19 protein-coding genes are annotated in these 24909 nt (G+C 39.5%); 14 read left to right on the top strand and 5 right to left on the bottom strand.

The features are described from left to right. Positions 1–161: 161 nt before the first annotated feature. The 11 genes from EOK74_RS00625 to EOK74_RS00575 all read left to right on the top strand — a co-directional run bounded on the left by EOK74_RS00625 (position 162) and on the right by EOK74_RS00575 (position 9781). Entirely contained in the window at positions 162–1502 is a 1341-nt protein-coding gene (locus tag EOK74_RS00625; RefSeq protein ID WP_133467940.1) for a Na(+)-translocating NADH-quinone reductase subunit A, read from the top strand. A gap of 2 nt (positions 1503–1504) precedes the next feature. Beyond that, the gene (locus EOK74_RS00620) at positions 1505–2722 is read left to right on the top strand and encodes an NADH:ubiquinone reductase (Na(+)-transporting) subunit B (protein WP_133467938.1); all 1218 of its coding nucleotides are present in this window, start codon (positions 1505–1507) and stop codon (positions 2720–2722) included. Beyond that, on the top strand, positions 2712–3470 hold the full coding sequence (locus tag EOK74_RS00615; protein ID WP_133467936.1) for a Na(+)-translocating NADH-quinone reductase subunit C: 759 nt from the start codon (positions 2712–2714) through the stop codon (positions 3468–3470). Before EOK74_RS00620 ends, EOK74_RS00615 begins: the two co-directional genes overlap by 11 nt. A gap of 12 nt (positions 3471–3482) precedes the next feature. After that, entirely contained in the window at positions 3483–4115 is a 633-nt protein-coding gene (locus EOK74_RS00610; protein WP_133467934.1) for an NADH:ubiquinone reductase (Na(+)-transporting) subunit D, read from the top strand. Between the two features lie 3 nt (positions 4116–4118). After that, a complete protein-coding gene (gene nqrE / locus EOK74_RS00605) occupies positions 4119–4727 on the top strand; it encodes an NADH:ubiquinone reductase (Na(+)-transporting) subunit E (protein ID WP_133467932.1) in 609 nt (202 codons plus the stop codon). 21 nt (positions 4728–4748) lie between these two features. Then, complete coding sequence (gene nqrF / locus EOK74_RS00600; RefSeq protein WP_133467930.1) at positions 4749–5981, top strand: NADH:ubiquinone reductase (Na(+)-transporting) subunit F; 1233 nt, start codon at positions 4749–4751, stop codon at positions 5979–5981. A 77-nt stretch (positions 5982–6058) separates the two neighbouring features. Further along, positions 6059–7084, top strand: coding sequence for an FAD:protein FMN transferase (locus EOK74_RS00595; protein WP_420818915.1), 1026 nt, complete (start codon positions 6059–6061; stop codon positions 7082–7084). A 29-nt stretch (positions 7085–7113) separates the two neighbouring features. Further along, positions 7114–7347, top strand: a complete 234-nt coding sequence (nqrM, locus tag EOK74_RS00590) for a (Na+)-NQR maturation NqrM (protein ID WP_133467928.1) — start codon at positions 7114–7116, stop codon at positions 7345–7347. A gap of 147 nt (positions 7348–7494) precedes the next feature. Further along, a complete protein-coding gene (gene dinB / locus EOK74_RS00585) occupies positions 7495–8547 on the top strand; it encodes a DNA polymerase IV (protein ID WP_133467926.1) in 1053 nt (350 codons plus the stop codon). A 60-nt stretch (positions 8548–8607) separates the two neighbouring features. Then, entirely contained in the window at positions 8608–8817 is a 210-nt protein-coding gene (locus EOK74_RS00580; protein ID WP_133467924.1) for a DUF1653 domain-containing protein, read from the top strand. Positions 8818–8917: 100 nt separating this feature from the next. Then, a complete protein-coding gene (locus EOK74_RS00575; RefSeq protein ID WP_133467923.1) occupies positions 8918–9781 on the top strand; it encodes an MBL fold metallo-hydrolase in 864 nt (287 codons plus the stop codon). A 584-nt stretch (positions 9782–10365) separates the two neighbouring features. Here the strand turns inward: EOK74_RS00575 and EOK74_RS21155 are convergent. The 4 genes from EOK74_RS21155 to EOK74_RS00555 all read right to left on the bottom strand — a co-directional run bounded on the left by EOK74_RS21155 (position 10366) and on the right by EOK74_RS00555 (position 20598). Continuing rightward, the gene (locus EOK74_RS21155) at positions 10366–14775 is read right to left on the bottom strand and encodes a S8 family serine peptidase (RefSeq protein ID WP_133467921.1); all 4410 of its coding nucleotides are present in this window, start codon (positions 14773–14775) and stop codon (positions 10366–10368) included. Between the two features lie 498 nt (positions 14776–15273). Further along, positions 15274–17634: a PilZ domain-containing protein gene (locus EOK74_RS00565; RefSeq protein ID WP_133467919.1), complete on the bottom strand. Its 2361-nt coding sequence runs from the start codon at positions 17632–17634 to the stop codon at positions 15274–15276. A gap of 95 nt (positions 17635–17729) precedes the next feature. Continuing rightward, positions 17730–19376 carry an amidohydrolase gene (locus EOK74_RS00560; protein ID WP_133467917.1) on the bottom strand — a complete coding sequence of 549 codons (1647 nt, stop codon included), beginning with the start codon at positions 19374–19376 and terminating at the stop codon, positions 17730–17732. Between the two features lie 232 nt (positions 19377–19608). After that, positions 19609–20598 (bottom strand): serine/threonine dehydratase, encoded by a 990-nt coding sequence (locus EOK74_RS00555; protein ID WP_133467915.1) that lies wholly within the window; start codon positions 20596–20598, stop codon positions 19609–19611. Between the two features lie 110 nt (positions 20599–20708). Between EOK74_RS00555 and EOK74_RS00550 the strand changes: the two genes are divergently transcribed. After that, positions 20709–21083 carry a PH domain-containing protein gene (locus tag EOK74_RS00550; protein ID WP_133467913.1) on the top strand — a complete coding sequence of 125 codons (375 nt, stop codon included), beginning with the start codon at positions 20709–20711 and terminating at the stop codon, positions 21081–21083. Positions 21084–21141: 58 nt separating this feature from the next. On the opposite strand, the gene EOK74_RS00545 is transcribed toward EOK74_RS00550, so the two are convergent. Then, positions 21142–23361: a S9 family peptidase gene (locus EOK74_RS00545; RefSeq protein ID WP_133467912.1), complete on the bottom strand. Its 2220-nt coding sequence runs from the start codon at positions 23359–23361 to the stop codon at positions 21142–21144. A 163-nt stretch (positions 23362–23524) separates the two neighbouring features. Here EOK74_RS00545 and EOK74_RS00540 point away from each other — a divergent pair, with 163 nt between their 5' ends. Then, the gene (locus tag EOK74_RS00540; protein ID WP_133467910.1) at positions 23525–24142 is read left to right on the top strand and encodes a Rossmann-fold NAD(P)-binding domain-containing protein; all 618 of its coding nucleotides are present in this window, start codon (positions 23525–23527) and stop codon (positions 24140–24142) included. A 1-nt stretch (position 24143) separates the two neighbouring features. Next, entirely contained in the window at positions 24144–24866 is a 723-nt protein-coding gene (locus tag EOK74_RS00535; protein WP_205964440.1) for a tRNA1(Val) (adenine(37)-N6)-methyltransferase, read from the top strand. The last annotated feature ends 43 nt before the right edge of the window (positions 24867–24909 follow it).

Below are 24909 nucleotides of genomic sequence, written 5' to 3'. Positions count from 1 at the left end.
AATAGTAAGTGTGTCATTCTAAACCGCATGAAGTTGCAGCGGAATAATTTTAATAACAACTAATACTCACCACCATTAGGTTTTTATAGGTCTAGCCTATACTAGGACGTACCAAAGAGCCTAATGGTGTTGTGTATTAATTTAGAGTAGTGCTATTGCGTATGATAAAAATCACGAAAGGGTTAGATCTTCCTATTCAGGGAGCGCCAAAACAAGAAATCCATGATGGAAATTCTGTTACCAGAGTTGCTATCTTGGGCGAAGAATATAACGGCATGCGACCTACTATGCATGTTCAACAAGGTGACAAAGTAAAAAAAGGCCAAATTCTTTTTGAAGATAAAAAGAACCCTGGTGTTAAATTTACTGCTCCTGCTTCTGGTACTGTAGTTGAAGTAAACCGCGGTGCAAAACGTGTTTTGCAATCGGTTGTTGTTCAACTAGAAGGTGACGAAAGTGAAGTATTTGCTAAATATAGCAGTGCTGAGTTAGCTTCACTTGAAGCCTCTAAGGTACAGGAAAATCTAGTAAACTCAGGAATGTGGACTGCAATTCGCACTAGACCATTCAGTAAAGCGCCTGCACTTGATTCAAAACCAAATTCAATCTTTGTAAGTGTAATGGATACCAATCCATTAGCAGCTGATCCTCAAGTTGTGATTGCTGAACGAAGCGAAGATTTTGCAAATGGTTTACTGACTTTGAGTCGTTTAACTGATGGCAAAGTTTACGTTAACAAAGCGCCTGGTGCTGATATTGCTACCGGTAATCTTGATGTAGAAGTTAATGAGTTTGCCGGATGTCACCCTGCTGGGTTGGTAGGCACACATATCCACTTCCTTGATGGTGCAGGTCAAAACAAGATGATTTGGCATGTGGGCTATCAAGATGTACTTGCTATTGGTGCCTTGTTCACTACTGGTGAGTTAGATAATCGCAAGGTTGTTTCTTTAGCTGGCCCAGAGGTTAAAAACCCTCGTTTAGTTCGTACTATATTAGGTGCTGATGTAGCAGAGCTTACTTCAGGTGAAATCAATGTCGGTGAAATGCGTGTTTTATCTGGCTCAGTTTTGCAAGGAACGAATGCAAGTGGTCCCCATGGATTTCTAGGTCGCTTCCATAATCAGGTTTCGGTACTACTTGAAGGTCGAGAAAAAGAGTTCTTAGGTTGGATCAAACCTGGTGTTAATCAACATTCGGTAACCCGCGCATATTTAGGGCATTTAAGCCCCAAAAAATTATTTAAGATGACAACTACTACTAACGGCTCAGACCGCTCAATGGTTCCTATCGGAAACTATGAACGTATTATGCCATTAGATATTTTGCCTACCTTGTTACTTAGAGATTTAATTTCAGGTGATACAGACGGTGCGCAAAGTTTAGGTTGCTTGGAGCTAGACGAAGAAGATTTGGCATTATGTACTTATGTTTGCCCAGGCAAATATAATTACGGTCCAATCTTGCGTGAATGTCTAGACCAGATTGAGAAAGAGGGTTAATCATGGGTTTAAAGGCATATTTAGAAAAAATTGAACCTGATTTTGAACCAGGTGGAAAATACGAAAAGTGGTATGCGCTTTACGAAGCTGCAGCAACCATTTTTTACACACCAGGCTCGGTGACAAAATCGACAACGCACGTAAAAGATAGCGTTGATTTAAAACGTATTATGATAATGGTGTGGATGGCGACATTTCCAGCCATGTTCTACGGAATGTTTAATATTGGTCAACAAGCGCAATTAGCTATCATTGATGGTGCTGTTTGGGCTGATACTGCCACTGCATTTTGGCAAGCTGGCTTGTTCCAAATGCTGGGCGGTGAATTAAGTGCCACTACTGGTTGGTTTGGCTTAATGTTGTATGGTGCGTGTTTCTTTGTACCTATCTATGCAACTGTATTTGCTGTTGGTGGTTTCTGGGAAGTGTTATTTGCTTCAGTCAGAAAACATGAAATAAATGAAGGTTTCTTTGTTACTTCTGTTTTATTCGCACTGACTTTACCGGCTACTATTCCTTTATGGCAAGCAGCTTTAGGTATTACCTTCGGTGTGGTTATCGCTAAAGAAATATTCGGTGGAACCGGTCGTAACTTCTTAAACCCTGCTTTATCTGGCCGTGCTTTCTTGTATTTTGCTTACCCTGCACAGATTTCTGGTGATGCTATTTGGGTTGCTGCTGACGGTTATTCCGGGGCTACGGCTCTAAGTCAAGCTGCATCTGGCAGTATTACTGATTGGAGCTTAAATGCAGATTGGTGGGATGCTTTCTTCGGGAATTTACAAGGTTCTGTTGGTGAAGTCTCTACACTGGCATTAATGATTGGTGGTTTGTTTATTATTTATATGCGAATAGCATCTTGGCGCATTGTGCTGGGTGTATTAGCTGGTTGTGCAATCTTTAGTACTCTATTGAATCTAGTTGGTAGTGACACTAATCCTATGTTTGCTATGCCTTGGTATTGGCATTTAGTTACTGGTGGTTTTGCTTTTGGTATGTTCTTTATGGCAACGGATCCAGTATCTGCGTCCTTTACGAATAAAGGTAAGTGGGCTTATGGCATCTTAATTGGTCTCATGTGTGTAATGGTTCGAGTTATTAACCCGGCATTCCCAGAAGGTATGATGTTAGCGATCTTGTTTGCTAACTTGTGGGCACCTTTGTTTGATTATTTTGTTGCCCAAAGCAATATAAAACGGAGGATCGCTCGTGTCAGCTAAGAAAGAAACTCTAGGTAAAACTGTAGGTGTTGTGGTTGCTGTTTGTTTGGTGTGTTCCATCATAGTATCTAGCGCAGCCGTAGGCTTACGTTCATTACAACAAACTAATGCTGCTATTGATAAGCAATCGAATATTATCGAAGCTGCAGGTTTAACTGAAAAAGCTGCCGGTGATATAGCTGGTACTTTTGACAAGTATGTAGAAGAGCGCTTTGTAGATTTAGAGTCTGGTGAATACGTCGAAAAGCCTGAAGATGGTTACGACATGTATAAAGCCGCGAAAGAGCCTGAGTACTCTGTAAAAGTTGAAGGCAGTAATGTTGGTTTTCAACAACGTGCTAGCGTAGCTAGTGTCTATTTAGTTAAAGATGATGCTGGAGATATTACTCGTATTATTTTACCTGTGCATGGCAGTGGCTTATGGGACTTAATGTACGGTTTGTTAGCAATTGATTCTGATGGCAACACAATACGTGAATTAGTTTACTACCAACAAAAAGAAACTCCTGGTTTAGGTGGTGAGGTACAAAACCCAAGCTGGAAAGCAAAGTGGAATGGTAAAAAACTTTATAAAGACGGTGATGTTGCTATTCAAGTTAAGAAAGGCGAAAACGCAAATAATGAATTCGCGGTTGATGCACTTTCTGGCGCAACACTTACCAGTAATGGTGTTCAAAATACCCTAACTTATTGGGTAGGTAAGAATGGCTATGGGCCATATCTTAAAAACCAGACTTGGAAATCATAAGGGGTTTATACAATGGCTGAAGTAAAAGAAATGAAAAAGGTATTGTTTGGACCCATTCTTGACAATAACCCAATTGCTTTGCAAGTACTGGGCGTATGCTCAGCATTAGCAATCACCACTAAATTAGAAACAGCACTAGTAATGGCGTTAGCACTAACTACGGTTACTGCATTTTCTAGTTTGTTTATATCAATGATTAGAACTCAGATCCCTTCTAGTGTTCGAATCATTATTCAGATGACTATCATTGCCTCATTGGTAATAGTAGTAGACCAAGTATTGAAGGCTTATTCTTATGAGATTTCAAAGCAGCTATCGGTTTTCGTTGGACTGATTATAACTAACTGTATCGTTATGGGCAGGGCAGAAGCCTATGCCATGAAGAGTCCTCCTTTCATGTCTTTCTTAGATGGCATTGGAAATGGTCTTGGTTACTCTATGGTGTTGATTGTTATTGGTACGATTAAAGAGTTATTTGGCTTTGGAACTATATTAGGTTTCGAAATCTTGCCTTTGATTCAAAATGGCGGTTGGTATCAAGGTAATGGTTTATTAATTTTGCCTTTCAGCTCATTCTTTTTGATTGGTGGTTTAATTTGGGCCATTCGTACTATTCGCCCAGAGCAAGTCGAGCCGAAGGAGTAATTCATGGAACATTATCTTAGTATTTTTATAAAATCTGTTTTCATTGAAAACATGGCCCTCTCTTTATTCTTAGGTATGTGTACTTTCTTAGCAGTGTCTAAGAAAGTAAAAACAGCTATGGGGCTAGGGGTTGCTGTAATCGTTGTTTTAGGTATTTCAGTACCTGTTAACCAAATTATATTTACAAACATTCTTGCCCCTGGAGCTCTTGGTTGGGCTGGCTTTCCAAATGCCGACTTAAGCTTTTTAAGCTTTTTGACCTTTATAGGTGTAATTGCTGCTTTAGTACAAATCTTAGAAATGAGTTTGGATAAGTTCTTCCCAGCACTATATAACGCACTTGGTATTTTCTTACCGTTAATTACAGTTAACTGTGCAATATTTGGTGGCGTGGCGTTTGCAATACAGCGGGAATACAACCTAAGTGAAAGTGTTGTATACGGTATTGGTAGTGGTTTTGGTTGGGCTATAGCGATTACGTTACTTGCTGCTGTACGTGAAAAACTGAAATATGCTGATATGCCCGAAGGTGTGCGTGGTTTAGGATCTGTATTTATGATCGCTGGGCTTATGGCTCTTGGTTTTCAATCATTTACCGGTATTGCACTGTAACCGGCCCACTGAGGAATTATTATGAATTCAAATGAAATTTATCTTGGTGTAGGCATGTTTATCGCTATTGTATTGGCGTTAGTGTTTATCATCATGTTTGCAAAATCAAAATTGGTGCCAGAGGGTGAAGTTACTATTACTATTAATGGTGGGGCTCAAGAGTCTATTACGGCCCAACCTGGTGACAAACTTTTAGGTGCATTATCTAATGCTGGAATCTTTGTTTCTTCAGCTTGTGGCGGTGGTGGTTCTTGTGGCCAATGCCGCGTAGATATTAAGGAAGGTGGTGGAGAAATTCTTCCAACTGAACTTGATCACATCAGCAAAAAAGAAGCTAAACACGGGTGCCGTTTATCTTGTCAGGTTGCTATTAAACAAGATATGGCTATTGAGCTTGAAGAAGAAATCTTTGGTGTTAAAAAGTGGGATTGTGAAGTTATTTCTAACGATAACAAAGCTACTTTCATCAAAGAATTAAAGCTTCAAATTCCTAACGGAGAGAGTGTTCCATTTAAAGCCGGTGGTTATATTCAAATCGAAGCGCCAGCTCACCATGTTAAATATAAAGACTTTGATGTGCCAGATGAGTACAAAGGCGATTGGAACCATTTCGGCTTCTTTGACGTAGAGTCAAAGGTAGATGAAGAAACTATACGTGCATATTCAATGGCTAACTATCCTGAAGAAGAAGGGATTATTATGTTGAATGTACGTATTGCGACGCCTCCTCCAAGAAACCTGTCTTTGCCAGCTGGTAAAATGTCTTCGTACATTTGGAGTCTTAAGCCAGGTGATAAAGCCACTATATCTGGTCCATTTGGTGAGTTCTTTGCTAAAGAAACTGATGCTGAAATGGTATTCATCGGTGGTGGTGCAGGTATGGCACCAATGCGTTCACATATCTTTGACCAATTACGTCGTATAAAGTCAAAGCGTAAAATGACTTTCTGGTACGGTGCTCGTTCTTTACGAGAAATGTTCTATGTTGAAGATTTTGATATGCTTCAAAAAGAGAATGACAACTTTACGTGGCATGTAGCTCTGTCTGATCCTCAACCTGAAGATAATTGGGAAGGTGATACAGGGTTTATCCATAACGTATTGTTAGAAAACTACCTTAAAGATCACCCTGCTCCGGAAGATTGTGAGTTCTACATGTGTGGTCCACCTATGATGAACGCAGCTGTTATTAACATGCTGAAAGAGCTTGGTGTTGAAGATGAAAACATCATGCTAGATGACTTTGGCGGATAGTATAAAAATATTCGTTTTGTAAAAAATTTAAAGGGGCCTCGAGCCCCTTTTCTTATACGCTAATTTGGAAGATTGCTGTGAGTTTACATAAAATTAAAATTACTTGTTTTTGCGTGTTGATTGTATGTTTTACGGCTCTAATTGCATGTAGCCAACAAAAAAGTGAGATTCATTTTTCTGGCCCAACTATGGGGACAACATACAATATTAAATATGCCGTTTCCGAACAAATAACACCGGAATTATTACAAGCAGAGGTTGATAAGGAACTAGTTAAAATCAATCAGCTTATGTCTACATATATTCAGGATTCTGAATTAAGTCGTTTTAATCAGTGGCACAGTAGGGAACCTTTTCATTTATCAGCACAAACTTTGTTTGTTATGAATGAAGCAAAGCGGCTTGGCGACTTAAGTGGCGGTGTTTTAGATGTAACCGTAGGGCCATTAGTGAACCTGTGGGGATTTGGACCGGAAGCTAGGCCAGAGAAAATTCCTACTGCTAAAGAAATTGTTGCCGCCCAGCAAAGAATCGGTCTAGATAAACTTATTCTATCTGAAGAAGCTGCTGTGAAAACGCTCCCTGACCTTTATGTCGATCTTTCAACTATTGCCAAAGGGTATGGTGTTGATAGGCTAGCAGAAATTTTAGAGTCACATAATATTGTTGATTACCTTGTTGAGGTGGGCGGTGAGATGCGTCTATCTGGTAAAAAATCAAACGATGAAGACTGGCGCGTAGCGATAGAGAAACCATTGACTAACGAACGTGCAATCGAGCGAATCATTAGTGTAGGAGATCACGCTGTAGCCACTTCTGGGGATTACCGTATTTATTATGAAAATGACGGCGTACGCTATTCACATTTAATCAACCCAAACACAGGTAAACCTATCACTCACAATTTGGTCTCGGTTACTGTCGTGCATCCGTCGTCAATGACTGCAGATGGTCTCGCTACTGCTTTGAATGTAATGGGTAAAGATAAAGCATTAATATTGGCAGAAAAGCAGGAGTTAGCCGTTCTATTGATAACTAAAGAAGAACATGGCTTTAAAGAGTATACTAGTTCGAAGTTTGATGAACTTGTCACTATTCACTAAAACTTTTTTCATTTAACCGGAGATTCATTATGAGTACCTTTATTCTAGCCTTCGTATTTTTTATTGTCGTTGCTGTTGCAATGTCTGTAGGCTATATCTTTCAACAAAAATCTATTGCAGGGAGTTGTGGAGGTTTAGGTGCGTTAGGTATTGATAAAGCGTGTGATTGTCCCGAGCCTTGCGACCGTAAAAAGATGCGTATGGAAAAAGAGCAAGCCAGAGAAGCGAAACTAAATGAGTGGAAGAAAGACCAAATTTTATAAATGGTTACTTATAGCCATTTTCTAATACCAGTCATCTAAATAAATGTCAGTCAGTCTGGCGTTTATTGTATGTCAGTCTAAATAGTAGATATTACCAAGATATTCTGCCAAAATACTGTTTTTACATACAGTTTTTTGGTTTTAGGTGTGCGCAAAATAATTCATGTAGACATGGACTGTTACTATGCCGCTGTCGAAATGCGTGATAACCCCGAATATCGAAACGTGCCTCTTGCAATTGGAGGTAGTAAAGATAGAAGAGGGGTAATTTCTACCTGTAATTATCTAGCTCGTAAATACGGGGTGCGCTCTGCCATGGCTACTGCTCATGCTTTAAAGTTATGCCCCAACCTAGTATTAGCTCCAGGCCGAATGCAGCTCTATAGCGATATTTCAAAGCAGATTAGAAGTATCTTTAATCGCTATACCGATAAAATTGAACCCCTTTCATTGGATGAGGCATATTTAGACGTATCTAACTGTACTCTCTTTTCGGGCAGTGCCACCTTGATTGCTGAGGATATTCGGCGAGCAATATTTGAAGAAACACAGCTAACAGCTTCAGCTGGCGTCGCACCTTGTAAATTCATAGCAAAAATAGCAAGTGATGAAAACAAGCCAAACGGCTTGTGTGTGATAACCCCTGAAAAATTAGATGGGTTTGTGTATCACTTGTCCTTAGGAAAGTTACCCGGTGTGGGTAAAGTAACATTAGCAAAACTTAATAATATGGGGTTATATACCTGTGCTGACGTAAGGAAGTTTCCCTTTGAAGACATGGTAAAGCGCTTTGGAAAGTTTGGTAAAGTAATTTGGGACAGAAGCCATGGCCGTGATGAGAGAAGCTTAACGGTTGAGCGAAAGCGCAAATCAGTGGGTGTAGAGCGCACCTTGGCTGAAGACATTCAAAATGAGTTAGACTGTATTAAAATGATTGATAGCCTATTTCCATTATTAGAAAAGCGTTTAGAGAAATCTAACACACAAATACAAAGCCAAGGTATCAAACTAAAGTTTAGTGACTTTCAACAAACTACAGTTGAACACAAATGTAACACCTTAGATAAAGACTATTTTTTAGAGCTATTAACTGAAGGTTTGTCTCGACAAGCTAATCGGGGAATTCGGTTAGTTGGGTTAAACGTTGGCTTGGCTGAAGCTAAAGAAAGTAAGCAACTAACCTTACCTTTTGGTGATTAGGCTGTTGTATAAGTACAATTTAAGGTTACCAGATTATTTAATAGATTAGAGAGAGCATGCATGTCAGTAAAAATTGGTAAATATCGTCATTATAAAGGCAACGATTATGAGGTTATTGGTGTTGCTAAGCACTCAGAAGATGAATCAGAATTAGTGGTTTACCGCCCTTTGTATGGTGAGCAAGGTTTATGGGTTAGGCCCTTGTCTATGTTTATAGAATCCGTTGAGGTGGATGGTAAATCTAAGCCTAGATTTGATTATATTGAATAGTCTTGCTTCTTATTTTCTTGAAATACAAAAGGCCTATATAAGGTCTAAGTGCCAATGCAAAAACAATTATCAGTATTATTAACGTCAAAGGAACTTTTACATGCCCTCAAAAATTATTGCTCTTAGTGCTTTAACTGCAGTACTCATAAGTAGTAGCGTTTTCGCTGAAGACAGATGGTCAAAGGCAAAAATAACTAGTCAAAATGTAAGTGGCTCTGTGCATATGTTGAAAGGCATGGGGGGCAATATTGGGGTGTCAGCTGGAGAAGATGGCATACTTATTATCGATGACCAATTTGAGCCTTTAGCAGAGAAAATTGCGACTGCCATTGGTGATATCGCAAAATCACCAATGAAGTATGTGATAAACACTCATTATCATGGCGACCATACAGGCTCTAATGCATATTTTAGGGAAGTACAAGACAGCACTATATTTGCCCATGAAAATGTTCGTAAACGTTTAGCTGAAAAACAAGATCATAATCACGCTGCTTTGCCTGTAGTCACTTATCAACAAGGCCTTACCTTTCACTTCAATAATGAAACTATCAAAGTTATGCACCTTCCTGCGGGTCATACCGACAGTGACAGCGTAATTTGGTTTGAAAATGCAAACGTATTACATGCGGGTGATTTGTTTTTTGAAGGGCGTTTTCCATACATAGACCTTGATGGAGGCGGCACAGTTAAAGGGTATATTGAGAACGTAACTAAGTTACTGAATATGTTAAATGATGAGACTCAGATCATACCAGGACACGGTGACCTAGCGACTAAAGCAGATTACCAAATGTTGTTAACTATGATGTTAGATACCTCTGAAATAGTAAAATCAATGAAGCAAAAAGCCATAAGTCTCGAAAAAGCGATAGAAATTGGCTTAGGTGATAAATATAAATCTTGGTCTTGGAGTTTCATTAATGAAGAAAGGTGGATTACAACTTTATATCAAGGGTTATAGCATCATTTTAATTTTGTAACTTTACAGCCTAATGTTTTAGCTTTAGCTGCTCTAACAGTAAGTTAGGGCAGTATTTTAATATTTGGATATTTACGCTCCAAAGCTGATAGTTCTGATTTTTGGTTAACTTCAACACTGCATAAACCTACCTCTACAAGGTTTTTTTGGCCTCCCTCTATGGAATTCTATAAATGGCTTTAGAAAGGTCAGAGCAGACAAAGAGAGCCTTCATAGCAACGAAACTATCTAATCTTGCCCATACTTAAACGTATTGCTAAGTTTTACCGTCATTTAACTTAATGAGTTCTATAGTAATTTAATTTTTACTACATTTTCTGTTGAAAAAAATGAGTTAATAGGTATCCCTATTCGGTTCATTGACTTATTCATGTGCCATTTCTGATATGTTATTAATTTAGTTGGATGACAATAGAATGAGCATTTATAACCTTTGAAAACGTTACTTTTCTACAGGCATAAAAAAAGGCTAAATAAAGAAGAGTGATACTCCTCAATAATTAGCCTTTGTAATTTTAATAGCTTTAATAAGAGAAAGGTTACCCTTTCCCTTAATTCGTAACTATTTACTGGATAAGCACATTTTGAGAGCCTACCAGTTCACCGTCTATTTTAGCTTCTAAGGTATATACACCTACTCTACGCGGACCTGTTATAACTAACAAGTAAGACCCACCTCTTGCATTTATGCTACGAGGTGTAAAAGTAGCAAGAACAACACCATTTGGAGCGATAAGATCAAACTCAACGTCAGGGGAGTTAGTTTGAACTCCGTCCTCTGTTAGAGTCATTAAGATACTTATACGGTCACCTAGGGCATAGCTTGTTTGACCAAAGAAGTTCGTTGAGTATTCAGCTGTTGCATTGCCTTCTACTTCCACTACTTCGGTCTCTACAACCTCAACTGAACCAATACTATCTACAGTGCTAGAAAGCTCTGCAATAATTGTTTGGCCAGATGAGTCGGCATCAGCAACTAATTGATAAGTCAACTGCACTGATTCAAAGGTAGGTGATACCAAATCAAAACATACAGCCATACCATCAGTAATAGCGACATCATTAAATGCGAACTGTGTACCAGTAGAACCAGTTGAGTCTTCTACACCAATAGTACCGTCAGTTGAACTAACATTTACATTATCAAAGGCAACCATGATTTCATATGCGCCAGCTGTGTCATCAGCCACACCTGTAATAGCCATTTGGAAATCAACGCTATCGCCTGCTCCACCTGGATATAACTCCATGTTGTCATATTCAATAATGGTTAAATCAGTACCAGCTGTTGCTAAGGTTACACCAGCTACCGAACCTGCTGTAGTACTCGGCTCTGGAACTACCATATCTCTCCATAACATTGCTATTAGACTATTTGGGTCTGTAGCATCTGGAATTGACAAGTTAACCCAAGGTGAGCTACCTGATGTAGAGTTAAAGAATACGAATCCATCATCTGTGAAGTTAAAGCCACCCACAAAAGATTCACCGTAAAAATTAAAGTTCTGTGCGGAGAATGTTGAGTAAGCGATAGTATCACCAGTTACACCCGTATCAGGGAACAAGCCAAACTGCTCTAAATCCGTATACGCTCCACTATTTGCAAATGGAACTGCACAAGCACTATCTTCGAGACTTGTAACAACATCGTAAGAAGGTTGAGCATTTGCTACAGACGCTTGAGATATACTCCAATCTATTGAGTTTTCTGATGCAACACCTCCTCCAGTAACTGAGCCTTCAACTAAACTAAAGCCTTCAGGAATACTAGCTGATATAGCATAGTTTCTTTCTTCTGGGCTTAAGTTAGTTGCTACGTCAACTGTAAAGGTTAAGACATCGCCTACGGCAGCAGTGTTACTACTTGCTGTAAATACTACGTCGTCTACACCACGGGTGATAGTAACTGGTATAACACCAATACTTTCTGGACTAGATGCATCAGCGCCTAGTGTTAATGTACCAAAGAAAACGTCACCTTCTGCAGAGCCTGAAAGGTCATACACTAAACGCAGATCAAATGGTGTTAACTCAGGAACCACTGAAGGTGCATCAACTGTTAGGTTGCCGCTGTCTTCATCAACAACTGCTGTATAAAGAGTTATTGCATCAGGAGCTGTCTCTGAAGGGGTATAGTTTTGTGCCATTACCCAATAATCACCAACTTCTAATTCAGTAAAGTCACAAGACTCTTCTGCAGTTGCAGTGGCGCTTACACAAACTAATTCTGATTCATCTGGCATTCCGTCTAAGTCTGCATCAAAACCAACGAATAAATCGAGGTCTGGAGATTCAGAGTTGGCATCTGTAGTAAATGCAACCAACCTAGTAGAGTCTTCAGTAATCGTAACCGTAGTATATGCCACGCCGTCAGCTAAATTATCAAAAGGTGTGCTAACGTCACTGTCCCCAGATAAACTGAACTCAACAGTATTTGCAGCTACTAAACCACCCACTGAAACTTGTAAGTCAGTGATCTCGCTAGACTCAATACCTTCTACTAAGTACGAATCCAAGTCTCTAACTGCTTCAATCTCAACAGCTTCTGGAACATCTCCTGTTGATGGCATAAATGAAACGGTTAAGTGTTGATCCGGCATATCGCCACTTGGGATCAAATTAACAACTTCATGAACCCACTCATCTGTAGAGAAGTCACTGCTATCTACTGTAACTACTAAACTTTGTGTTTCACCAGCAGCTAAGCTAAAGCTTGCAGGGCTAACTGTAATTGCAGGATCTGTTGTTGAAACAGTCCACGAACCAGCGGCCGTAGCTTCCACAGTACGTGTCCAAGAACAATTGATTAAACAAGCGCGAGTAACCATACCCGCAACGTTTAGAGCCTTAGGATCACCACCTATTGCAGGGTTAGCCGCTTCAAAGTTGGCCGTTGTTTCATCAAGTAACAAACCTGCTTGAACAGCTAAATCAACTTGAATCATACCGCCACCAGCATCAAATGGAGTGGCTGCAGTTACACCGTCTTCTTTAAAAGTAGCTCCCGCAGTAGTCGCTAAGGCAGACTGTACTTCAGCATCTGTCCAATCAGGGTTAGCCTGTTTAACTAAGATACTTGCTCCAGCTACATGTGGACTAGCCATTGAAGTACCGCTTATAAAGGCGTATTCAATACCACTTACATAAGCTGCATAGATATCTACACCTGGGGCACCGACCATAACTGGCAAGTAATCTTGGCTAGTGTTTGGTCCACGTGAGCTAAAGTCAGCAACTAAACTTCCTAGTGATGGGTCTGTGCTAAATGGTACTAAGCCATCTGTGATAGTAGCCATATGGCCAGTACCTGAGGCCAACCAGTCTTTTAATACATTACCAGAAGCAGCATCAATATGAATAGACGGAATGACATGGGCATCGTTTGCAACTGAAGTCGCTCCATCATCGATATTTGCTAATACACAGCCAGCTGCACCACCATCTCGTACATTAATACATTTTTGAGTACGAGCGATTTCACCACGGTCACAAACTACGATTTCGTCGTTAGACCAAGTGCCAGCAGGAAAAGCTGTTAAACATTGCTCAGGGTTTGTATCACCATTACTGAAATCACCCGCATATACGATACTTGCTGGGCCATGGCCACCAGAAACTGAGCCACCCTCTAAATCAGCAGGGAAGCTAGTGTCACCACCAGAAAAATCAGTAATAAATTTAGCTTCATAGGCACGGTCGTGAGTGAATGCACCGACATTCGTCATCCACGGGGCACCAGCACTACCAAGAGTTGAAGGATCCGGACCATTATTACCAGCAGAGTTAGCTACAGTGATGCCTGCTTCTCGAGCCGCTAACCATATTAGCTGTCCAGAATCATCCCAAGGACTAGAGTTTATTGGAGTGCTAGAACCGATTGAGTGATTAATTACGTCGACTACACCGTCTAGAATAATTTGATCAACAGCAGCGATACGGTCACTTGTAAAACAGCTAGGAGCACATACTTGAAACGCCATAATGTTGGCATGTGGAGCAACACCAGATATACCTACCTCAAGACCTGTAGGAGTACCTTCGGCATCATAAATAGGAGCATCTATGAAGTTACCGCCGGCGGTACTGGCTGTATGACTACCGTGACCGTCAGTATCTTCAGAGCTACTTTCTGTAGGTGTCGCATCAATAAATAAATAGCGCCCAATGAGTTTATTATTACACTCAACAGCAGGATTGTAATCAGCACTTGATGCATCACACTCACCCTTGAATACGCCGTCGCCTAGAGGATTTATGTGCTCATATCCGTCGCCGCCAGTTGCAGCAAAGGAAGGGTGACTTCCATTGATACCACTATCGAGGATACCAAGTACCATACCTTCACCTTTAGCGGCTACTCCAGTTGCTGAACCATCCCAAACAGATGGAGCTCCAATATACGCTGGGCCACTGTCTGTATCTGGAAAGCTTTCTTGATCAATTTCGATACGTTGAATTCCAGACAAACTAGCTAAACGTTCAGCTTCGTCTTGAGTCATAGTGACGGCTAGACCATTTAAGGCTGCTTTATAACGTCTTTTAATATCTAAAGTGCGGCCAAGGCGAGCACTCATTTCTTGTTCCATTTTTGCATGACGTTTAGCTAAAAAAGCTAAGTACGCTTGGCTTTCGGTACTACGTGAGTTTAATTTCTCAGCATTACGTTTACCGGCCACGCGCTTAATGTTTGCTGCGGTTGCTTTTAAGCCAGCAATACTTCCGCGATACGTCGCGAGTGGTTCTTCATTAAATCTAACTATATATTTTTGTTCGCCAACTAAACCTTTTTGGCGTGTAAATACTTTGTTTGAATAGCGGGTTGTGGAAGTAACTAACTTTGCGGGTGCCGCTGATTGTAGTTTGTTGGATTGTTCTGCCATGCTTTTAGCGGAACTTATTTCAGCTTGAGATGATACTGCAAAACCACTACAGATGATCATAGTCGCCGAACTGAATGCTATCAGTTGTTTCTTCATTTTATTTCCTTCTCTGCTCGAATTTTATTCAGCCATTATATTTTTGTAATCTTTGGCTTTATTTTTTTTAATTATATTAACACTCGCTTTAAAACTGCCTTATCCTAAAAACTTGAATGTTAACCAACACACTGTAGCAGCAGGTTAATATTCATCCAAGGTTTACTGTCATTTTTTATAAAATATTTGTAGTTATATGACTAATTAGTAATTAGGATTTTAGTTATAAGAGTTTGGTAATGTACAAGTGAATATTATGTATAGGAGAAGGGCTTGGTTCCAATTAGATCACTCGATGAGTTGGGTGCTATTAGAAACTGCTGCAAACTTTTAACATCTATTTCTCTATCAGTTAATTCAATGCTAATTGTAACCTACTCAAAATATCTTCTAGAGTTTACCTAGGTAAATTTTTTTGGTGAGTTCAAGTTAGTTAGCCTATGGCTTTGTAATAGCTAAATAACATCAACATGTTTAAGGGGGGAGTCTTTGTGTTACCTATTCCGGTGGTGATTGTTTTTCTGGATAAATTCCAAAGCGAAGTAATACGTTATGAAAAGTCGATACATTAGTGAGGTACATAACGTGGGTGTAACCTTGTTGCATAGTTTGTAATTTTTGATAAATATCTAAATCAATTTTGGATATTTCTGCGAGCCGTTTTTTTGTTAAGGGGGTATTTTGTTCATTGCAGCGAATAGCAATTAAATGGGACACATATGCTTCTGCTGATTTTTTTGTTATTAGCTCACTAATTTGATTTCTTACTTTTCCATGCAAAAACTCTTCTTCTTCTACAAAAATTATACGTTGATCTTTGGACCTTTCAATATGTACCACATGAGCATCTCTGAGGCTGTTACGTAACATCTTATCTAAAATTGTAGATTTTGGTCCTTGAGCATTTTTATCTGCAAAAAAACCATGTAAAGGTACTTCGTTGCCTAAGGCAGAGAAAGGCTTGAGATCATTGCAGTCTTGTTTGTGATAAATGGTTTTTAAGCGGTCTATTGTGAATCTATTGTTGGTAATAAGAATAGATGCACATGCTTGGTTACGTATGCTCAACTCCCATAAAAAGCGATAAATATTGCTTTGCTTAATACTCATATCTCTAGGTTTAAAATATTTAGTATTACTGTAAAATAGTTGCTTTAATTTTTTACTATCGCTCTTCACTAATTCTTTGGGTAATTTGAGTCTTAATATTCCCTTTGTCTTATCGAAATAAACAACCTCATATTTATGGGAGTGTAGCTTTAAATCTTTGATCGAAATTTTCACTGTGTCATCTAGTTGCAATTGGGTTGGTTCTGAAACTGTAAGGCTAAGCCCTTTTGCAGACAAATCATTAAGGGTGGCCTCTACCTGGCTGAACAATCCCGTTTTAATTTTGGCACTGGAGTTCATAGAATAGCGAGGTTCTAGTCGTCGATCCGAATTAGACTCCATGACAAGTTGTATTGGCCATTTGCTTTTGTCTTTAATGATGACTTTTGGGAAGGGTTTGAAAGGTTCAGGCTCACCTATCTTCAAATTGCCAACCCAATCTGTTACGTCTTTACAAAATAGCAGATGACTAATATTCGTTAGGTTTGGGTAATCACTAGCAGTCATATCATGAATTTCAAAGGCGGTATTTTTGTGGTCTTCTTTTATGGTCTGTAACCTTAGCTGCACTACACGTAATTGTTCAGATTGCGTGGCAAGTTCGATAAATTGTTTCATCAACCCTGTTTTAGCTAATTGCCTATGGGTAACCGCCACATTTACGTCTTCACTTTTAGCTTTAATGTTGCCGCTTAGTAAAAAGGTTTCCTTATGAAGTAACAATTCTTTTAGTAAACTTTGAAAAATTTGCTTAGTTGGGAGATCCTGGGTAACGCTGAAATACTTGTTGTACTCTTTGTTTTGAGGGGTGCTTAACTCGAAAAGTGGAGCTAACTGACCGTTATTTGAACCTAAAAATACAGGGATCCAAGGACTGTTGGCAAAAATACGATCCCGTTCAAGATTTTGTAATACTCGCTCTATTTCTAGTTCTCGTTCTAGAGGAAAATGGTTGGCGGCACTTTTAATGTATTGAATCCATTGTTCAATGAGTAGTTTTGGGGTGTCATCCGCAAATTTAAAGTGAGTTTCAGTGACCAATAGATCTTTATTGAAATGACTTGCTTGTAATTCAAATTTTACATCCATAACTCCGTCGTTTAATCCCGCTACTTTTGGGAAAGTAAATACTAATATTTTTGTACTTAAGGATTCAGCTTCTATAACGGGTTGGCGTTTAGTTTGTATGACCATACCTTGTTGAGATAATGCGCTTAACGGGCAGTGTTTGCCATTTTCAAATTCAGGACTGTAGACTGTGAAGTTAGGTCGAATTGCTAAATCTGTGGCGAAATCTATATCTTTAAAAGTTTGTGACTCTACTTTAAAAGCTTTGACTATTTTCTGTTGTTGCTCCTTTTTAATGTGGGATTGATAATGCTCAGAGTTCATCACCGATTCAAATACACCTACAGTGTATCTATCATCAAAACGGCTAGTTTCCCTAGCTAAAATTTGCTGGCCTACTTTGTCGAGCCGCATTGGGATACCAAAGTGTTTAAACTTTAATATGGGGAATTTCGCAAACTCAGAATTATCGGCCACTGCATCAGTCAGAGAAGTAACACGAATAACTTCTTCTTTCACTATATTTCTGACCCGAGGAGGGAGCTTAGCGGAAAATTTGTTTAGCCCTTCAAGAAGTCGATTTTCATGCTGTAAAGGTATTAATTTATCAATTAATACTTTGTATTTTTTTATTATTGCAGCTTCATCATTGCTGCTTTGTTTAATAGACGAATTTGGCAACTTTTGACCTCTTAATGGGCTATTATCTACCTTAACCTAGTGTTTTAATCTGGGTTGTCAGCTTTGCATTAAATGTTATTTAGATTAGTAAATATTTATTGTTTTTTATAACGTTGTTCACCTGCAATCCAAGTTTCTAGCACCTTAGTCTTCCAAATGTCTTGCGTTGATATTGCAAAAATATCCTGATCTACAAAAATAAAATCGGCCCACTTCCCTGGTGTTAATCCTCCCAATATTTTCTCTTGATGGGCCGCATAGGCTGCATCTAAGGTGAAACCTCTAAAGGCTTGTGTCACGGTTACTGCTTCTTCTGGGATCCAGCCACTTTCTGGATAGTTGTTGCGATCTTGCCGTGTGACCGCGGCATGTAAACCATAAAATGGGTTAGAGAGTTCCACAGGAAAGTCAGAACCAAAGGCTACAGGTGTACCTTGCTTTAAAAATGTTTGCCATGCATAAGCACCCTTTAACCTTTCTTTGCCTACTCTGTCTTCTGCCATATTCATATCACTTGTTGCATGGGTGGGTTGCATGGCTGGGATAATGTTTAGGGTTTTAAAGCGTGGGATATCGTCAACATTAATAACCTGTGCGTGTTCAACACGGTTACGAAGATGCTTACCTCCAACTCCATTAAAACTATCTGAAAACTGATTCAGTGCAAGGCGGTTGGCTCTGTCTCCAATTGCATGATAATTAAGTTGAAATCCTTTACCTAAAATTAAATCGAATAGTGGTTTTAAATCCGCTTCTCGGGTAACTAATAGTCCTTTATTGTGTGGATCGTCAGAGTAAGGTTTTAGCAGTGCAGCACCACGGCTGCCCAATGCTCCATCCCCATATACTTTGACGCTTTTTATTGATAACCAGTCATATTGGTCTTGGATGTGTCCAGCATTTAACATTTCTATCAGTGCCGGTGAATAAGCGCCTATCATCGGATAAATACGCACTGGTAAGGTGTGCTCTGCTACACGTTTTTGATAGTAGTTATATGTAGCCTTTCCTATCCCAGCATCGTGAACACTCGTCACCCCCTCAGAAAGGAGTTGTTTACCCGCTGCGTCCAATTGAGATTTGAGGGTCGCTTCTGATATTTTTGGTAAGTGCTCATATAAAAGGTCGATAGCGTTATCAATTAATACACCAGTTGGATTCCCATTAGCATCTCGAATAATTTTACCCCCTGGAGGGTCGAGTGTATCTTTTGTAATATCGGCTATTTCTAAGGCTTTACTGTTTACCCATGTCGCGTGACCATCAACTCTAGAGAGCATGACAGGTTTATTTTTGACAAACTCATCCAAAATATTTGCGCTGGGGTATTGTTTGCCTGGCCAAAGAACCTGATTCCAGCCTCGGCCGGTGATCCAAGGTAGCGTTTTTTGACTTTGGGCATAAGCTTGTACCATTTTGGCTGCGTCTAAAGCTGATTTACTTTCTCGTAGGTCTACTTGTAATAATGTTTCTCCTAGACCCATTACATGTCCGTGTGAATCAATCAGCCCTGGTAACATCACTTTACTTTTGCCATCGACTTGAGTGGCAGCTGGATAGTTTTCATTAATTTCCAGTCCGCCGAGTGCTAACACTTTTCCACCATCAAACACTATGTTTGAAAATTGAATCAAAACACCATTATTGTCTAAGGTGTAACCTTTGACGTTACTAATATGGGTAGGTGCACCTATGGTCAAACTGCTAAACCATATTAAAGAAACAAAAAGTAAATGTTTCAAAATCTTATCCTTAAACTAAGCCTTTAGTCTAACTTGCCTTAGATTGGATATGTTTGCAATAAACACAATACTTTGGGTTTGATAATGGCCAAAATTCGCATTTTTGTGGGAATAATTGGCATAAAATTAGGTGATATTCTAAGCAATGGTGTTTTGTTGCTAAAAGTCTCAGCTTAAAATCAATTGAGTGGGGCAGGGTAGGTTAACAAACGCTAACCCATGAATAATAAAATTAAAGAGTGGGTAATCTTTGTAAATGGTCTTCAGACCATATTTTTTGCATTTTTTGTTGGTCAATATTTCCACCTGATAACACAACGAGTATCTTTTGCGGACTGGTTTGCTTAACTAACCATTGGGTCACGGCATCCATACTCATTGCACTGGTAGGTTCAACATGAACCTTTAATAAATGTTGCAGCCATTGAGTCCAATATGCGATTTGGCGCTCGTTGATTTCGTAAATGCCATCGAGTGCCTGCAGATGTCCAAAGGTTTCAGCTCCCACCTGCAAAGTGGCTGCTCCATCAGCTAAGGTATTGGGCTGTTCAGGTAAAGATTGAATACTGCCTTTCCTAAGCGACTGGGCTGCATCATTTGCGATTAAAGGCTCTGATCCGAAAATCTTTGTTTTTGGGAATAAACCTCTGGCACTTATAGCCGAACCAGATACCAAACCGCCACCTCCTACAGGGGCAAAAACAGCGTTAACTTCTCCAATTTCTTTTAATGCCTCGAGGACAACTGTGCCTTGCCCAGCCATAATGTGAGGGTGGTTAAAAGGAGGGACGTATAACACTCCTTCTTCTTTTGCAGCACTAACTACTCGTTCATCTGCAATTTTACGGGTTGGGCTTAGATCTAACTCTGCTCCATAATATTGTGTAGCTGCCGCTTTGACTTTAGATACATTTTGCGGACTAAAAATAGTCGCCTTAATGCCTAATATCTTTGCCGCGTAAGCTACTGCTTGTGCATGGTTACCAGAACTATTAGCTACCACTCGCTGGCCTAGCCTGCCTTCTTCTTGGGCTTTGAGCATCATATTCAAAGCGCCTCTTAGTTTAAAAGCCCCTGTTTTTTGAAAACATTCAACCTTAAAAAATATCTCATGGCCTAACCATGTATTGAGTAACTGTGATCCCACAATAGGTGTGTGCTTAGCATATGGGCGAATGCGCTGTTCGGCGGCTTGTATGTCTGAAAATGTTACATTTGGCATGAGAGGGTATAGATTCACCTAGTTATTAGTCCGGAGGAATAGTAGCCTGTGGTTGCTATTTTCGCATCAACATTTATGCTAATCCTCTAGTTATTCAATGGGAGAATGAAATGGGATTATTAGACGGCCTTATGGGCAATGCGTCAGAGATAAATGTAGAAGAGGTTGCTGAGGAATTAGAGCCAATAATAGGTGAATCAGAGAGTATTCAACAAGTATTCAAAGTGATTCGAGATATGTACGTTTTCACTAATAAACGTTTAATCTTGATAGATAAACAAGGTGTGACTGGGCGCAAGGTTGATTATCACTCAATTCCTTACCGTGCTATTACTCACTTTAAAGTTGAAACTGCAGGGCACTTCGATTTAGATGCAGAGCTTAAAATTTGGATATCAGGTCGCGATAATCCCATAGAAGCTGAACTCAAGAAAGATTCTGTAGTAGGTATTCAACAAACTCTAGCCACCCAGATGTTTGCTTAATTAACATCAGTATATTTAGATAATCGTTTCGGGGCTTCCCCCGAAACAATCCTCAAACCTAGTTCATTTCTAAGTGTTTATCGAAGAAGTTGGTAATGGTTTTATATAAGTGAATACCAGTGTTTTTACCTCGAATACTATGCTTTTTGCCCGGGTAATCCATGCTTTCAAACGGTATTCCTAAGTCTTGTAAGTGTTTGTAAAGCTTAGTGCTATGGGTAAACAATACATTGTCATCGGCCATTCCGTGATAAATCAATAAATCGCCTTTTAAATCTTTTGCGTAAGGGAATACTGACGAAGCTTTGTATGCACTAGCATCGACTTTAGGGTGTCCCATAAAGCGTTCTGTGTAGTGGGTATCGTATAGTGCCCAATCAGTAACTGGAGCTCCCGCCACCCCAGCTGCAAAATAATCACCGCCTTTAAACATTGCCATTAATGTCATGTAGCCACCATAACTATGGCCGTAAACGCCAATCCTATCTTTGTCTACATAAGGTAATGTGCGTAAAAATATTACGCCTGCAATTTGATCTGTTAACTCAATGCTGCCCATCTTTTTGTAAATGGGGTCCTCAAAGGCTTTGCCTCTGCCTTCTGAACCACGGTTATCTAGGCTAAAAACTATGTATCCTTTGCTGACCCAATATTGCATCAGCAAACCTCGATTGCCCCCCCATTTATCTGTAACAACTTGTGCTCCTGGGCCTCCATATTGATAAACAATAACTGGGTGTTTACCTTTGATATTCTTAGGCTTGTATAAACGATAGTATAATTCGGTGACATCTTTAGTGACTAAGCTAGATATAGTGGGTTCAACCCATGCCGCCATATAAGGTGTTAGTGGATGATTACCTTCAACTTGATTTTTATTTAACCAAGTGACTTGTTCGCCTGATGCTTTATGTAAGCTTACTTGCTGTGGGGTGTTAGTAGTGGAAAAACTATCAATATATACACTTGCATCGTCGCTAAATGAGATATCGTGGAAACCACTGCGCTCGGTAACTTTTTCAATGTCACCACCATTTAATCCTATTTTATATAGGTGGCGCTGGGTTGGCGTATCAGCTCGGCCAGTAAAGTAAATTTGTTGATTAACCTCATCAATGCTTTCGATTTTATCAACCACCCACTTACCAGAGGTTAACTGGCGTACTAACTCGCCGTTATTTTTATAAAGATACAAGTGCTTGAAGCCATCTTTTTCTGATGCCCAAATAAAGTGCTTTTGGTCATTTAGAAAATGTAGATCATCATTCAAGTTTACCCATGTATTGCTGTTTTCTTTTAATAAAGTGCGCTCACTCATATCTTGAATATTAAAGGTGTTAAGTTCTAACGTTTGTTGGTCACGGCTTTGTTTTTGGTAGGTAAGGGTTTTGCTATCTTTCATCCACTTTACTCTAGCTAAGTAAATATCTGGATCTGCTCCTAAATTAACCCATAACTTTTGCTTATTACTGATATTAACGGTGGCAAGCTTTATTATCACATTGTTAGTGCCAGCACTTGGGTAGCGCTGGGTGATCATTTTAATTGAGTCAGCGTATATTTCACTTCGGGTAATTTCTGCAACGGGTGCTTCATTAATTTGAGTAAAAGCAATATGGGACTCATCAGGTGACCACCAATAACCAGTTCTGCGGCTCATTTCTTCTTGGGCTACGAATTCAGCCATGGCGTTTTTAATTGGCCCTTTGCCATCATAGGTTAAACGTGTTTCTACGCCTGTCTTAATATGTTTGATAAATAAGTCTTGGGATCTAACATAAGATAAGTAATTACCCTTAGGTGAGAGTTTTAAATCTGTTTCAAACTCTGGTGTTTGCAATAGTTGCAAAGCCTTTTTGTCATCGAGGCGGTAATAATAAGCATCTCCTGCAAGAGGGAATAATACCGCTTTACCATCTGCCGACCACTGGTAGCTGACAATTCCAGAGCCACTTAAACGCATACGCTCTCTACGGCCTTTTTCTTCGTCAGACAATACCTCAGGCCCTGAACTCAAGACATTTGAGTCCAACAATAGCTGAGTTTTACCACTACTGATGTCGTACTCCCATAAATCGAGTCTTTCATAATCGCTTTTTTTACCCTGTAAAAAAGTGACACGTTTACCGTCAGGAGAGACTTGTAGATTTCTTTGTGCAGTCCCTTGTAAGGCTGGGGATTGAAATATTCGCTCGATAGTTAACTGCTTGGAAGTGTCTGTAGCGTTTGCAAAATGGGGGAGTAAGCCCAAAATTAAAAGGCTCGCGATGTTTTTCATGAATCGTATTTCCCTGAAGTAAAATATTGTCTTAAGAACCAGAGTTTGAAGTGATTAATTTTTTTATTTTTATATGGAATGAGGTTTTCTTGATATCTTGTACCCATCAAGTATCCCATTGTATGGGTTTCAAACTGATTGGTAAATTCAAAAGGCTTAGAATATGTTACAAAATGCGTTGGTTCTTGGTGCCACTGGATTGGTAGGTAAAAGCCTAGTTCAGCAGCTTTGCGTTGATGATAGATACCAAACTATCATTTGTTTAATACGTAAGCCTTTACCCAATAACTTTTTCTCAGTTAAGTCAGATAAGTTGCAGCTAATTGTAGTCGATTTTGATTGTTTAGATGACTATCAAGGGTATTTTTATAACTCTCATACCTATGTCTGCTTAGGAACGACCCTTAAGCGCGCGGGCTCAAAAGCTGCTTTTCGTAAAGTTGACTTTGAATATATACATGTTGCGGCGCAACTTGCTAGAAAAGCCCAGAGCTTTGTATGGATATCTTCAGTTGGGGCGAACGCCAACAGTGGTAATTTTTACTTAAAGGTAAAAGGTGAGTTAGAAAATGCCATTTTAGGTATGTCTCAACTAAAACATGCTTCTGCAGTCAGACCCTCATTGTTGTTAGGAGAGCGCCAAGAATCTCGACCTCTAGAAACAATGAGTCTCTTTGTCAGTGGTATTTTATCACCTTTATTTATGGGTAAATTAGCTAAATATAAACCTGTACAAGCTAGAGATGTGGCTAAAAAAATGATTCGATTGCAGGTCTTTTAAATTGGAGAAAAAGGGTTTTCAGTTTAAACAGTTCTTCATAGAGCACACCCATTGTGCCATGAAGGTGGGGACCGATAGCATTATGTTGGGTAGTTGGGCTGAGCCTAATACTTCAGAGAATATTCTTGATATTGGCACCGGTAGTGGCTTACTGGCTATTATGTTGGCCCAAAAAGCCACAGATAACTGTCGTATTTATGGAATTGACATCGACCCAATAGCTATTGAGCAAGCTAAGCTTAATGCTAAAAATTGTCCTTGGTATCAACAGCTTTTGTTTGAACTCCGACCTTTGCAAGCTCTTTCAAGCAAGTGTTCTTATGATTTAATTATTAGTAACCCTCCGTATTTTCCAATTAATACTGCCGCGAACAAAAAACAATCAAAAAATACTAGAGTTCACGCGCGACAAACGCTAACGTTAGAGCATCAAGTCTTATTGGCACAGGTAATAGAAAATCTAGCCATGGATGGTCGTTTTTATTGTGTCTTACCTTTTGATGTTGCGCTTAGCTTTATCGAGAGTGCCCAGAGCATGGGGTTATTTTGTATTAAAGAGCTTCAAGTTAGCACTCAACCCCAAAAGTTAGTCACTAGGGCACTTTTGGCTTTTAGCTTAAAACCTGCCCCAAGGGTGACCGAAAAAATTACTATTTATAATGAGTTAGGAGAATACTCAGAAGAGTATTGTTTACTCTGTAAAGACTATTATCTTAATTTTTGAGCATTTTTTGTATGTTAGTCTGTCTATGTAATAGGAACACTAT

The sequence above is a fragment of the Paraglaciecola marina genome, assembly GCF_004360155.1.
GTDB classification, from domain to species: Bacteria; Pseudomonadota; Gammaproteobacteria; order Enterobacterales; family Alteromonadaceae; genus Paraglaciecola; species Paraglaciecola marina.
The sequence above is the reverse complement of the archived record's forward strand: the minus strand, read 5'-3'. Positions and strand labels throughout refer to the sequence as shown.